General features: G+C 66.9%; 11 protein-coding genes. 7 read left to right on the top strand and 4 right to left on the bottom strand.

Annotation, left to right across the window (positions count from 1 at the left end):
• Position 1 precedes the first annotated feature (1 nt).
• Together AB0I04_RS43210 and AB0I04_RS43205 are read right to left on the bottom strand one after the other, a co-directional pair.
• Positions 2-1690: a protein kinase gene (locus tag AB0I04_RS43210; protein ID WP_360898476.1), complete on the bottom strand. Its 1689-nt coding sequence runs from the start codon at positions 1688-1690 to the stop codon at positions 2-4.
• Positions 1687-3105: a DUF4407 domain-containing protein gene (locus AB0I04_RS43205; protein ID WP_360898475.1), complete on the bottom strand. Its 1419-nt coding sequence runs from the start codon at positions 3103-3105 to the stop codon at positions 1687-1689. Before AB0I04_RS43205 ends, AB0I04_RS43210 begins: the two co-directional genes overlap by 4 nt.
• A 574-nt stretch (positions 3106-3679) precedes the next feature.
• Between AB0I04_RS43205 and AB0I04_RS43200 the strand changes: the two genes are divergently transcribed.
• Genes AB0I04_RS43200 through AB0I04_RS43190 form a run of 3 tightly spaced genes read left to right on the top strand, consistent with a single transcriptional unit; the run spans position 3680 to position 9052 of the window.
• Positions 3680-5326 carry a hypothetical protein gene (locus AB0I04_RS43200; protein WP_360898473.1) on the top strand — a complete coding sequence of 549 codons (1647 nt, stop codon included), beginning with the start codon at positions 3680-3682 and terminating at the stop codon, positions 5324-5326.
• 14 nt (positions 5327-5340) lie between these two features.
• Positions 5341-6384, top strand: a complete 1044-nt coding sequence (locus AB0I04_RS43195; RefSeq protein WP_360898471.1) for a hypothetical protein — start codon at positions 5341-5343, stop codon at positions 6382-6384.
• A 16-nt stretch (positions 6385-6400) separates the two neighbouring features.
• Positions 6401-9052, top strand: a complete 2652-nt coding sequence (locus AB0I04_RS43190) for a hypothetical protein (RefSeq protein WP_360898469.1) — start codon at positions 6401-6403, stop codon at positions 9050-9052.
• Positions 9053-9090: 38 nt separating this feature from the next.
• On the opposite strand, the gene ssuE is transcribed toward AB0I04_RS43190, so the two are convergent.
• Entirely contained in the window at positions 9091-9594 is a 504-nt protein-coding gene (gene ssuE / locus AB0I04_RS43185) for an NADPH-dependent FMN reductase (RefSeq protein WP_360898467.1), read from the bottom strand.
• Positions 9595-9702: 108 nt separating this feature from the next.
• Here ssuE and AB0I04_RS43180 point away from each other — a divergent pair, with 108 nt between their 5' ends.
• Positions 9703-9969: a hypothetical protein gene (locus AB0I04_RS43180; protein WP_360898465.1), complete on the top strand. Its 267-nt coding sequence runs from the start codon at positions 9703-9705 to the stop codon at positions 9967-9969.
• A 466-nt stretch (positions 9970-10435) separates the two neighbouring features.
• Here the strand turns inward: AB0I04_RS43180 and AB0I04_RS43175 are convergent, their stop codons facing one another.
• Complete coding sequence (locus tag AB0I04_RS43175; protein WP_360898463.1) at positions 10436-11176, bottom strand: hypothetical protein; 741 nt, start codon at positions 11174-11176, stop codon at positions 10436-10438.
• A 392-nt stretch (positions 11177-11568) separates the two neighbouring features.
• On the opposite strand from AB0I04_RS43175, the gene AB0I04_RS43170 reads away from it, so the two are divergent.
• The 3 genes from AB0I04_RS43170 to AB0I04_RS43160 all read left to right on the top strand — a co-directional run bounded on the left by AB0I04_RS43170 (position 11569) and on the right by AB0I04_RS43160 (position 13795).
• The gene (locus AB0I04_RS43170) at positions 11569-12084 is read left to right on the top strand and encodes a hypothetical protein (RefSeq protein ID WP_360898461.1); all 516 of its coding nucleotides are present in this window, start codon (positions 11569-11571) and stop codon (positions 12082-12084) included.
• Between the two features lie 121 nt (positions 12085-12205).
• Entirely contained in the window at positions 12206-12973 is a 768-nt protein-coding gene (locus AB0I04_RS43165) for a transposase (RefSeq protein ID WP_360898459.1), read from the top strand.
• A 36-nt stretch (positions 12974-13009) separates the two neighbouring features.
• Positions 13010-13795: a hypothetical protein gene (locus AB0I04_RS43160; protein ID WP_360898457.1), complete on the top strand. Its 786-nt coding sequence runs from the start codon at positions 13010-13012 to the stop codon at positions 13793-13795.
• The last annotated feature ends 1 nt before the right edge of the window (position 13796 follow it).

Raw genomic sequence — 13796 nt, 5'->3', positions numbered from 1 at the left:
GTCAGCTTCCGGTGCTCGGGGTTCTGTTCAGGTGACGGACGACCTGCACGGAGACTGGCTGGTCCATTTCGGCCAGGACCTGGGTGGCCCAGGAGGCTTCCACCACTGACAAAATTGAGGCGGCCGTTCTGGGTGGAGTGTGGGTCAGGACTCCCCCGGCCAGTTCGGTGGGCATCGCACGGACCACCGCCGCCGCTGCCGAGACCTTCGCGGACATTGTTTCGACCACGGTTCCTGCCGGTCTTACGGCCATGTGTGCGAGCACTGCCGCTGCCGGTTGGGGCTTCAGCTGGAGAAGCACGCTCGACGCGACTCTTGGCTGCACATTGTTGAACACCCGACCGGCTTCGGCTTCGGGCATCGCCCGGACGACGGCAGCGGTGGGGCGGATGTGGGCGGACATTGCTCCGACCACGGCTCCGGCGGGTTTGTGCGCCATACGGACCAGGATCTCGGCGGCTCGGGTCGGCGGTAGCGCCAGCAGTACGGCCGCGGCGGTCCTGGGTTGTGCGTGGTCCAGCACGCCTGCGGCATATTCGGTGGACATCACGCTCATCATGCGGGCGGCGGCCGTGGTTTCGGACGCCATGTCGTCCAGGACGCCGCCGGCGGCGCGCGGGCCCATTCTGGCCATGACCATGACAGCTCGGGTCGGTTCCCCGGCTGCCATCGCGGCGAAGTGCGACAAGGGGGCGCGCCGGTCGTCGGGCTCGGCCGGCGCGGCGTCTCCCGGCCGGCTCGGCTGCTCGGGCTTCCCAGAGCCCGGGTCCGGCCGTTCCGGCTTCCGACGGCCGGGACCCGACTCCGGTAGACAGGGGCCGGACGGTGGTCGGCCGCCGGCGCGTACCGATGTGCTCTCAGCGACGATTCGGCCTAGTAGATGCGCTGCTTCGTCGGCGCGCATTCGTGCGTCGGGGTCCTTGATGAGGAGGCGTTCGATCACCGGGCGGAGACGATGTGCACCGGTCAGGGGTTCCGGGGCCTCATCCTCGGACAGTCTCGCGCCCATGATCTCGATGTCGTTGTCACGGTGGTAGGGCGAGTGTCCCTGCACTGCCGTGTAGAGCGTCGCACCCAATGACCACATGTCGGAGGCGGGACCGACCGTGCCTTTCGCTCTGAAGCGCTCCGGGGCCATGTACGCGACCGTGCCGATCACGGAACCGTCGCGAGTGAGGCGGCTGTGGCCCTCGATGGTCGCGATTCCGAAGTCTGCCAGCATCACCTCGTTCGGCGTACGGCCGATGAGGATGTTGGCGGGCTTGACGTCGCGGTGCAGCACACCCTCGGCGTGGGCGACGCACAGGGCGTCCAGTACGCGCAGGCCGATCTCGGCGATGTAGCGCTCGGTGAGCACCTCCGGGGAGCTCTGGATCAGATCGGCGAGAGAGTGGCCCGCGATGTACTCCATCACGATCCACGGATCCCCGTCCTCTTTGACGACGTCGTAGATCCGTACGATGCCGCTGTGCTGGAGGCGGGCGGCCGCCACCGCCTCGTGCCAGGCCCTGAGTCTCAGGTGGGCGCGTTCCTTGGCGCCACCACCGTGCGGAAGAACGATCTCCTTCAGCGCCACGCGGCGGTCGAGGACCTCGTCGTGGGCGAGCCAGACGCCGCCCATCCCACCCTGGCCGAGCTTGGAGGTGAGCCGATAACGCCCGGCGATCGTCTTTTCGGGGCGGCCTCTCATCCGGTGTGCTCCCCGCCCCAGAGGTCCGGGTCATCGGGGAAGAGCTCACCAGCCTCGGGCACGGCCTCATCCGGCGTGGTGGGACGCGCTGGAACGGACGATACGTCGTCGCCTCGGATCGGCATGTCAGCCATGCTCTGCAGCTTGCGGTGCTCCCAGGTGTCCGGCGGTCGCGGTATGACGGACCGGACCTCCACCTGGTCGAGAGGTTCACTCACGGAAGGCGGCGATTCGCTCGGCATCGTGGCGGTGACCGAACCTGACTCGCCATCCCAGATCCCGCTGACGTCGTCACCGTCCACGTCGGCGAACAGCTCTCTCTGGAGATTCTTATGGGCCACCCTGAGCTGGATGCGTTCCTTCTCTGCCAGGACCTTCTCGTAGCTGTTCGGCGGGCCGAAAGTGTGCAGGAGCTTGACGATGATGGGTAGACATTCGATCGCTGTGATGAACAGGAACAGCAATATCTGCGCGGACCGCAGCGTGCCGTTCTTCTTGGCGACCTGATCGAGTGCCTGAAGCCTGATGAGCAACCCCTTGGACGCTTTGTTGCTCGCCGCGTATGACCGCTGGCGGGCCTGCTGTTGCTGCTGGAGGGTCTGGAGCTGCTTCTGTACGCCCGGGAGCGCCCCGCGCGCATAGTCGACCCGCGCCTGCCTGCCTTTGCTGTCAGTGGCGGTGAGTTCGCTCTTGCGTGCCTCGATCTGGTTGTTGAGGTCGTTCAGCTCGCTCTGCGCCTGCCGGTAGCTGTTCTCCTTGGCCTTGGCCAGCGGGCCGTCGCCGACCGGTTTGCACGGGCCATAGAGCTGACACTGCCAGTCCTTGAACTGTGCGTTGGCCGTCTTCGCCTGAGCGTCGCGCTGCTTGGTGAGCCCGACGACCTTTGGATCGGAGGCCGGGTCGACCGGGTCATCGCCGCCCGAGGAGATGGTGTGCTGCAGCCGCTGGGCCTGCCCCTGAAGCGCGGTGATCTCTTTTCCGATGGAACCGTTGGCTTGGTCCTTGCTGAAGGCGTTGGCCTGGTTCTCCTGAATCTGGACGATCTGTACATCGATCTCCGGCTTGAATATCTGGAGGACCAGCGGCGTGGAGATGACCAATCCGAACAACAGCGCGAGCACGAGTCGTGGAATGGCTGGAAGGAAATTCTTCCAGGCACTTTCGCGTCGCTGAATAGAGGTTACGAGCCACCGGTCGAGGCTCATGATCGCCATACTCCACGCCAGACCGAAGCCGATCGCGATGGGCAGTGCGACCATGAGTGCGGTGTGGAGTGCGAAGGTCATCGAGATGCCGGCCATCACCGACGTGATGAGCACGGCACTGCCGATGCCCTCGTATTTGCCGCGGTCGGTGGCGCAGAGGGCCAAGATCTCGGAGCGGGCCCCGGAAAGCCAGATCAGAAAACGTCTCACGTGCACTCTCTCTGAGGGGGGTGAGGTCACGGACGCGAAGAGCATGCCCACTCATCGGATCGTTCGGGGCGGAGGCGGAAGGCCCTCCCGATGACCGGGCTGATGGTCGAAGACTTCAAGCAACGTTAGTTGTCGATTTTTAGCCGGTGATGGCCCGAATCAGCAGATAGCTCCGGCTTGCTGCATCCGGTCAAGTGCATGAGGCTACCTCGCTACTCGCAGGACGTCTGTGTAAAAAGACACACTTGTTTATATGCCATCATATCCGTATGATCGCTCCAAGATGAACCCCTCGCATCCGACGACGGCACGACCGAAACGGGATCAATGACCAATGCCAGCCTGAGGGCCGTTGTCCGAGATGCCGGAAGATAACCCTTTTGTCGGGCCTGGCGTAGGTCCCGAGGATGACACCGCCCCTGATAACGGGAGCGGGGCGGAGTCGACGGGTGGCTCAGGCGATCCGGCCGGGGGTGGTGCGGGTTGCGAGGGGGGACCGAACCACCCGAGGTGTCCGGTCTGTGGGCGGCGGTGGGACGGCGAGCCGATCTGCCGTGCCTGCGGGTGGGCCCGGTTGCCTCCGGATACCGACGGGCAGGAGGGCGAGCTCGAGGCGGCACGTCGTGCCTTTGACGCGATCGCGGCCGCGCGGGTCTCCCCGGACGAGAGTGGGCGGCGGATGCCGTGTATCCGCGGCGGCACGCCGGACCATGACGAATGGGAACGGGCCGTGCGCGCCGCGCGTCCCGACGTCGTTCCTGAGAGTGTGCTGGCCGAAATCCTTCGCCAGGCGGTGGCCACGCTGAACGGCTCCGACCGGCTGACCGTCATCGAGGTGACCGACAAGGGCATCGGCGCCACGCAGGTCGGTGTGGGGCCGCTGGGATGGCTCGAGGTCATGTCCGCACGTGACCTGGCCAGTTGGACAGACCTGCTGCCGACGCTCTCCCCGGACCCGATCGTACGGTCCTTCCAGCTCGCCGGCGGTGTCGCGGCGTTCGATCACGAGCAGCTGTGGGCCACGCTGGAAGACGCACTCGCCGCGCTCATCCGTACGAGTCGGCCTGTCGTGATCACCTCTACGGTGTCCGGCTGGACTCTGCCCGAGCGGGCGGTGGCGTTCCTGGCGCGCCGATACGAACCGGCCGCGTCGGTGCGGGTCTCGTCGATGTCATCGGGCCCGCAACTGGAGCGGCTGGTCGAGGACTCCCCGTTGCACCAGCCGTACGAACTCGTCGTGGCCGCGGTGCATCCGGCGAGCCGCGAGGTGATGTTGCAGTCCCGCCAACTCTTCCCGGTGGGCGCCCGGCCCGGCGACGAGACCGTCCTGCCGGTGCGCTGCGTCTCGTCCGACGAGAACGGCACCGTGCTCGCCACCGTCACCTGGCACGACGGCGATCCACGGCTGCTGTCCATCAACTCTGTCAAGCTGCGACCGGGGACGTATCGGCTGCGCGCGGTGTTGGACGGGCCGGCCCGCGTCCGGTTCGTCGAACCTGCGGGCGTGGCACCGGACGAACGGCGCTGGTCGGAGCTGCTGAGCCTGATCCCCGAGCGGCTTGAGCCGTCCGTGGCAGCCGTGGACCTGGTGTGCGGAGTGGAGTTGGGCGGCGGCCGCGAGGCAGTGGACGCCCGGCTCCGCCTGATCCGTGAGCTGATCAAGATCCTGGACGAGGAGTGCTCAGAGCCCGACCTGCTCCGGATCGCCATCCTCGGCTACGGCGATCACCCGCTCGACTCACGGCTGGATGACCGCCGAGTGGTCCGCGGAGCGTGGCTGGCCCCCGCCGCAGAGGCGCTCACGACGTTGGCGAGGCTGCGCGCGGTCGAGTCGGAGTATCACGAAGCCGCACCGGTCGAGGACATGCTCTTCGAGGCCGTCGGCCGCATCGTCCGCACGACCGGAGTTCGAAAGACCGTGCTGATGACCGTCGGCGGACGCCCACCGCACCCGCCCAGAGCCAGCGAGAGCCGCGTGCTGCCCTGTCCGTACGGCCATGACTCGGGCAAGCTGCTCCGCACACTGGAGCGGAACACCGATGTCTCCCGCATCGCCATTGTCGACCGGCTGAACGCCCGGGACCGGCCGACGTGGCACCGGCTGGGCGCCAAGGCCCTCTACGAGCTGCCCGAAGCCGAACCCCGTCGGCTCGGCGTGGACATCGGAGTGCTCGTGCCACGTGTCCAGAGACTTCCCTTCCCGCTGTTCGATCAGGAATGACCAGGAATGAGGCGATGGTGACCCTCCGCGAGACGCCCCCAGGCCGGCCTGGCCCGAAGCGGGTGATGCGACGTATCGGGCTGTGGGGCGCACCCGGCAGCGGGAAGACCTCCTTTCTCGCCTCGCTCAACGTGGCGGTGGCCCAGAGCCGGCAGGACTGGGCGCTCGTCGGGGTGAACGACGATTCCGTCGCGTTCCTGACCGAGGCCACCGCGGCACTCACCGATCAACGTCGCTTTCCCAAGGCCACCGAGAGCATGGCCGAGCTGAGCTGGGTGATGATGTCGGAGAGCGAGGTCCGTATCGGCGGGCGCTGGCGCAAGGAGATCGTGAGGGTGCCGCTGCAGTTCCACGTCGACCTCATCGACGCGCCGGGTGACACCTTCAAGAGCGGGACCAAGACCGATGACGACGCGGTGACGCTCAAGGATCTCGGCTTTGACGAGGACGAGAGCGATGAGGAGTCCCAGTCGGACACCGAGCGGCTGATCGACAGCCTGGCGGCCTGTGACGGCATCGTCTATCTCTACGATCCGATCCGGGAGAAGGAGAAGGGCGACGCGTACAAGTACTTCCAGGGCACACTGGCGCAGATCGCCCAGCGGGCGTTGCAGAATCGCCGCTTCGACGGTAACCGTCTGCCGCATCACCTGGCGGTCTGCATCACCAAATTCGACGAGCCGCGCGTCTACCAGACCGCCGACCGGCGGGGTTATCTGACCGTCGACGTCGACGACGACCACATGTTCCCCCGGGTGCACGACGACAGCGCCGAGGACCTCTTCGAGGACCTGTGCAAGGTGTCGCCGACCGGCAGCGCCGCCCTGGTCCGCAAGAGCATCAAGCGCTACTTCCACGACAGCAAGGTCCGCTACTTCGCCACTTCCTCGATCGGCTTCTACCTGGGAAAGTCGATCCGTTTCCGGACCGCCGACTATCAGAACGTGGTGCCCGACGGCCACGGCGGCCACACGATCCGGGGCGCCGTTCACCCGATCAACGTGCTGGAGCCGGTGCTGTGGCTGGGCCAGCAGCTCGACGGCCCCGCAACCCACTGAGCGGACGAAAGAAACGATGGTGTGGATCGAAGCGGAGTGGGCGATCTGGGGGAAGCCACCCGGGGAGCGGGACGACTATTCGGTCACCGCTGCCAGCCGTGGGCGCTACCAACCCGCTCAGTTCAAAGAGATCATCGCGCGGTTCACCCCCGGCACTGCCGACTCGCCGGAGGCATTGCCCCGGGTCACGCTCAGCTGGGTCGGCGCGAACGACGACGCCCATCTTGGGCTGGCGATACAGACGTGGACCGGGGACAAGGACGGCGTGGGCCGGGACATCGCCGAGACCAGGTACTTCTGCGTGCCGTACCGGCAGCTCAGCGAGCATCCGGTGTCCTATGTCGAGCTGTACGGGGCGCTGAAGGACCTGTCACCGCGCGACCATGGCTCTCAGCCGATCCGCGTTCAGGTGCCGGAACTCGACCCCGGACGGCTCGTCGCGGACATGGCGGCGCTGGGCGAGCAGACGGTACGCGAGACGGCGGCGCTGCTGCTGATCCCCCGCCGCGCGGTCTGCGTCGTACGGGCCGAGCAGACGAAACTGCTGGAGCGGTTGCGGTTCCTGGACGCGGTGATCTCGCTGCTGCCGTACGGCTATCGGACCAGGTTCACGGCCTCCACGTGGACCAACAGCGCCACGCGGCACCGCATCCGGCTGTCGTTCGCCCGACGGGCACGGGACGAGGCTCACCCGGTCATCTGGCGAGGCTCGGGCCACGTACCGCATGGTGAGGGAGCCGCGGGCGCTTACCTTGAGCGGCTCGACGCGCTGCTGACCGGCGGCAAGGAGCCGTCATGGATCATCGGCCGGCTGGCGGCCGAGATCGAACCCAGACGGTTCGAGGATCCCACGCACGCCGTACAGGCACTGGAGCGGCTCGAACGGCCACGCCTCGTTGTCGAGCGTATCCGGACGGACGACGGTGATCCCGGCGAAGTACGCGAGCTGCTGGACAGCGGCCAGATCATCGACCTGGAGCCGGACGACCGCCGCAAGGCCCTGGGCTATCTCATCGGCCTGGGGGAGCACGAGGACTTTCCGCGGATCGAACACTGGCTGCCGATCATCGCGAAGGGCGATCCGGCGCTGCTGGTCGACAGTTTGATCGATACCGCCAAGCGCCTGCTGTGGGCACCGAGCAGCCGGCGGGTACGGCCCTACCTGGTCTGGGCCGAGCGTCTCGGTTGCACCGACAGGTTCCTGGCCGGCGTGATCCTGTCGCCCGACCGCCGCGAGGATCTGGAGGGTGGGCTGAACGGCGTCGCCGAGATGCTCTACGAGGAGGTCATCGCCACCGGGCAGACCAGCGAGTACGGCCAGAGTCTGGTCGCTCTCTCGCAGAATCCCGCAGCGGTCTGTGAGCTGATCGCCCGGCTCGCCGAGGGCCGGGCTCCGCATCTGCGCGCCGGGCTGGACTGGCTGACGCCCGTCAAGCCCGAGTTGATGCGCCCCTTTCACATGGTGCTGGCCCGCTCGCCACGAGCCCCGAGCCGAGGCGACATCGAGATACTGGCCGGGTACGGCCGCAACTGCGTCCGTGCGCTACTGGGCGCGGCGAACCACAGGCGGCGACTGCACCTGGTCCTGCAGCCGTTCATCGAATGGCTGAACACCCGGGGCCCCCTCAAACCGGACGAACAGAGTTACTGGGCCGAACGTCTGGGTGACCTCAATCCGGATGACCCCGCCATGCGAGGGGCCCTCGACGTGCTCCGTCTGGCCACCGCGGCACTCCCGAGCGCGATGATGAACATGGCCACCAGGGACTGGGCCCACTACGCGGACGGTTTCGTCGCCCACTGGGAGATCGAGGTCTGGAACCCCGGCAACCGGGCCCACATGCTCTCCGGGATGAGCACGTACCTGCGGGGAATGCGATGGCAGATCCACAGCGGCCGGGCCGATGACGTGCTGTCCCTGACCGAACGGCTGACCGAGCACGCCGCCTCCCAGGACGCGGCCCGGCTCGTTCAGGCCCTTGTCACCAGCCTCTCGGAGGCGCCCGACCTGACCTCCGATCCGGACGCCCGCGCCTGGCTCGACCGGATGCGCTGGCAACATCCGCCGGAGACCGCGCCCCGCACGAAGGTCATGGAGCCGCCCTCAGTGCGGCCCCACGGCTCCACGGCGCCGCCCCTGTACCCGTACCCGCCAGCGCTCGAGGACGAGGTCGAGACCATCGTCGGCCGCTGCGTCGCCGCGTTTCACCACGGGCGGCCGTACGAAGGGGTGTTCGACGATCTCGCACGAACCCAGGCGATCGCGTCGGGGACGAGCGCGCTCCGCATCGTCGGAAGGCTGTACGACGGCCTGATCACTTTCGGCGCACGGCGCGAGGCCGCGTACGACTGGGCGATGGCGTTGGCCGACCGGGTCGTGGGGGGAGAGTTCGGGCAGGAGGTCGCCGCCGGTTTCCACCGGGAGGTGCAGCGATCCAGCCTGTTCGAGGCGATGTTCCACATCAATCTCCTTGCCACGGTGGCCGACCGGGGAGCGGAGAGGCCGCTGGACCTCACCGACGACAACCGCCGCCATCTCGGAGAGATCCGGGACCACACGGAGCTGATGGTCAAGAAGTCGACGCAGATGGGCAGCCTGTGGGCGCGGCGCCCGGCGATCCTGCGCCGTGGCGATGCCGGTGATGGGGACGGCCACCACGACGCCTGAACGCCGACGTGCGGACGTCCCCACAGCACTTCGGGTGGTCAGCCGGCGGTCGCCAGTCGTGGGGTGCGGCCGGTCGCCGTGGAGAACTGGTCGATCAGGCGGCTGAGGGTCTCATCGGTGCGCGTCTCGATGCTGATCGTTCCGTCCTCGTGCACGGTGATGTCGCGGTCCAGGACGAACCAGCCCTGAACGATGTGGTCGGCGCCCATCGACGTCAGTACGGGGCGCAGGGCGTAGTCGATGGCCAGGACATGTGCGGTGGTCCCGCCGGTGGCCAGAGGCAGAATCGTCTTGCCCGTCAGCGCGAACTGCGGGAGCAGGTCGAGCAGGGACTTCAGCAGGCCGGAGTAGGCGGCCTTGTAGACGGGTGTGCCGATGACGACACCGTCGGCGCGTTCGAACAGTTCGGTGGCCGCGACGATGGCGGGGTGACTGAAGTTCGCCCCGAGCAGGGCCTCGTGCTGGTGGCCATCCAGAAGTGGCTCTTGATCACTCTCTGGGGAGCGGTGACGGAGTGCGACTTCGGGCTTGTCCCGTCTCACGCGACATTGCCTCTGTCTCACATGATCTTGCCCGGCGTGCCCCTGATGGACAACGTCGGATGAGACGACCCCGCGCTTCGCTCTCCACCGACGAGGATGATTGCCCCCATGAGCTCTGGCTACGAGACTGGTCGGTTCGCACACGTGACCGACATCGATCAGGTTGCTACAGCTGTCGATGTGCAGCGGGTCTTGTCCGATATGTGTGCTGACCTGCAGGATCATCCGGACGAGTGGGAGAACCCCACCCTCGATCGCTACCTGGACGCACTCGCGGCGTCGGTGGAGGCGCTGGAGGGGTCCCACTCTGGGGGCCGACAGCCAACCTGGAAGCTGGTCGGCGAACTCCTGGTTAAGGCCAGCGGATACGAGTAGCGAGCGGACAACATTGAATGAGACACCGGCCGGAATCCTCGCTTGGCCGACAACATTGAATGAGATTCGGCCGCCGCTCCGTCTCGCCCAAGATTGTCTCTGGCCTGCTCAGGGCGTTGCTCAGCGGCAAGATCTTTTGAGACGAGACAGGGCTCGTTGGGGTAGATCAGGGGCGTTATCGTGCGGTCGTTGTCCTGTGACAGTCGATCTTCCTCTTTGTCAGTGAATCTTGCTCATCCGGCCGGTTGTGTCACTACGGTTTCCTCGTTCGCTGATCGTTTCGGGCGGATGGTGGGCGGTGTTGCGGTCGAGCGGGTGGAGAGCCCGGCTTGGCTGGTTGAGCTGGACTACGTCGACGCGCTTGGACTCGTGCGGCGTACGGGGCTATCGTCGTGCGCCGGGGTGCGATTCGAGGATGCGCGGCCCGCGAGGGAGTTCAGATGGTCGCGGGGGCTTGGGCATTTCCTCAGGATCGAGGTTCAGCGCGACGGATCCCCGGGCGAGGAGGCTCGGTCTGCCGGAGCGTTACGGTGTCTTCACCCCATGCGTCCAAAGCGTCCAACGCTTGGGCTCGGTGGTACCAGTTGGTGCTGGTGGCGAGGAGGTCGGCGACGGGTTTGGCAAGCTCGGCTCGATGACGAGCGTGTTCTTGCGGCGTGTCGAGCAAGACCAGGGCCGTGGTGATAGCGGTGTGCCTGACGTCAACGTCGGAATCGTCGACGAACGCCATGACGGCATGGAACAGCGTGGGTCGTAGGGCCCGGAGCTCGGCCTGGGCCGGATAGACCCCGAATCCGTGTCGCTGGGCTGCCGCCACGCTGCTGTCGTCGACGTCATACGCCAACACTCGCAGCCAGTCGATCAGTGCCGCTCGTAGTGGCCTGATGCGATCGTCTTCGCCGTACCTGCCGGTGGCTTCGGTGCGGTCATCGGGCAGGACCGCTGCGATGTAGAGGGCAACGGACGGGGTCGCAGGATAGATGGTGTTCTGATGGTTGGCGGCCTCTTTGAGATCACGAAGCGCTCGGGCCCTGACGTCGGCATTCTCGTCGAAGAGCTTGGTCAGCGCGTCGGCGACGTCGATAACTTCGGGCTCGAAGGCGAAGTCCAGCGCGGCCCAATCCGTTTGTCGCAGCAGTACGTCAGCGTCAGGTAGCGAGCCGGAACCATCGGACGTGTCGCGAGTGTAAGCCTCCGGTGTCGTCACCGGCCTAGGCTATCGGCGAGTCGGCGGACGGAATCGGTCGTCGAGCCGGGCCCTTCCCTGGCCAACCTCACCAGCCACAATCCCGCTCCACTGGCGACACCGGCTCCTCATCCTGCAAACCGCCAACCGACACCGCGGCATCCCGCCCCACCACGCCACCTACACACACGCCGCGATCTACCCCGACGCGATCGAACTTGCCGCAGTGATACTCAACCCCACGCGCCCAATCCAGCAAGATCCACTGGCACAGTCCACCAGAATCCCAGGCCGCCCCAGGCCGTGATCCCTTGCCTGTCCGCCACTCAAAATTCCTCGCCCCAGGTCAAGACGCTGCCACGAGGACGATCTACTGACACGGGACAGTCGTGACTGCTTCCCGGCTTGCTCCGTTGCTGTTCCTTGATGTCGATGGGCCACTGATCCCGTTCGGAGCGACACAGCCGTACCCGACCTACCCCCTCGATCGGCCCGAACCAGATGGGGCCGGGTCTCATCCGCTCCTGGACCGGATCGACCCCGGGCACGGGCCGCTGTTGAGGGCGCTGCCGTGCGAGTTGGTGTGGGCGACTACCTGGCTGGCCGACGCCAACGAGAGCATCTGTCCCCGCCTGGGCCTGCCGCCTTTGGCCGTGGTGGACTGGCCCGAGCCGTCCGACCAGGACGCGCTCGACGAGCAGCGTGGCCTGCACTGGAAAACCCGCACCCTGGTGGGCTGGGCAGCGGGCCGCCCGTTCGCCTGGGTCGATGACGAGGTCGCCGAGGCCGACCGAGAGTGGGTGTCGGATCACTGCCCAGGGCGGGCGCTGGTTCACCGCGTCAACGCCCGCGTGGGACTTGGCGACACCGACTACGTGGTCCTGCGGGAGTGGTTGCGCGAGGTGCACGAGACGCTCGCGATCTCGTAACGCGCGGCACGTGGCTGCGGCCGTTCCATCACGATCTGGATCACCACGATCTGATCATCAGAAACGGCCGCAGAGGAGACATCGTGCCGCTGGAACTGCCCTCCCCGAGCAGGTCGAGGGGTTGACCGAGCGGCGCCAGCGGCGCACCACCAGGCTCCGGACCGTCCTGGAGAAGATCGCGCTGGCTCTGGCCGGTAACGCCGGCAGCCGCCTGGCGCGAGCACTCGGCATGGCGGTGTCGCGCTGCACCCTGATCCGGCTGATCCGGGCCCTGCCCGATCCCGAGGTCGGGCAGGTGAGAGTGTTGGGCGTAGACGAATTCGCCAAACGGCGCGGTCAAAGCTATGCGACCATCCTGGTCGACCTGGACACTCACCGGCCCGTCGATGTGCTGGACGGCCGCGAAGCCCAACCTCTGGCCGGCTGGCTGGCCGCTCATCCCGGGGTCGGCATCGTGTGCCGGGACCGGGCGAGCGGGTTCGCTGAAGGCACCCGGTTGGGAGCTCCTGACGCCCGGCAGTGCGCCGATCGGTGGCATCTCTATCAAAACCTGTGCGTAGGGGTCGACAAGACGATCCGAGCACACCGTGCCGACCTGCGCGAACCTATCCCCGCCGGGGACGGCCAGGACGCGCCGGAGGGATCGGGCACCGGCGCTTCCGTCGTCCGCAACGAGGGCGCCACTCAGATCTGCGAGCCTTCTGAGCAGTCCAGTCGAACCGGAGCCGAAGATCTACTTCCCGGCGCCGGCGCCTCCGCCCAGCTGCACAAATACATCCCCTACCTGCGTAAACGCATCCTGGACGATCGGTGCACCAACGCCGCCCTCCTCTTCCAGGAACTGCATGAACACGGTTACCAGGGCAGCGCCCGCACCCTGCGCCGCTAACTGGTCCCGTTCCGGGACGAACTGGCCGCTCAGGAGTTGCCGTCACTGCCCCTGTCCGGTCCAGTCGCGATGCCGATCGCCGACCGGACCCGCCAGCGTCACACCGAGATCCAAGCCCTGCTCGCCCAGGGCTTCAACCAAACCCAGATCTGCCAGATCACCGGCTTGAACTACAAGACCGTCCGTAAGTTCCAACAAGCCGCCACCGCCGACGAACTGCTCGGCGACCCCGGCAACCGGTACCGCCTCTTCGAGACCTTCGTCCCCTACCTGCGCAAACGCGTCATCGAAGACGGCTGCGGCAACGCCGCACTGCTGTGCCGGGAACTGCGTGAGCAGGGATACCGCGGCAGCACCCGCACCATCCGCCGCTACCTGGCCCCGCTGCGCGCCGGACTGGAGGGCCCGGCGCTGCCGGCCAAGCCGCCATCGGTCCGCGACGTCCGCCGCTGGATCACCAGCGACCCCGACCACCTCACCGACGATGACAAGGACCACCTCGCCGCCATCCTGGACCGCAGCCGACCACTGGCCGCCCTCGACCATCACGTCACCACCTTCGCCAAGATGCTCATCCACCGCACCGGCGAACACGACCTCGACCCATGGTTGGCGGCCGTCGACTCCGAGACGGCCGACCTACCTCACCTACGTTCCTTCGCCCAGGGTCTGCGCCGCGACCACGCCGCGTCCTCAACGGACTCTCGCTGCCCTACTCATCCGGCGCGGTCGAGGGCGAAAACTGCAGGGTCAAGCACCTCAAGAGGATCATGTTTGGCCGCCAACCTCGACCTCCTCCGCGCCATGATCCTCCATAACTGAG

This window comes from Actinoallomurus sp. NPDC050550 (assembly GCF_040655075.1).
In the GTDB taxonomy this organism is placed as follows: Bacteria; Actinomycetota; Actinomycetes; order Streptosporangiales; family Streptosporangiaceae; genus Actinoallomurus.
Note: the sequence above shows the minus strand (reverse complement) of the source record. Positions and strands in the feature narration are given on the sequence as shown.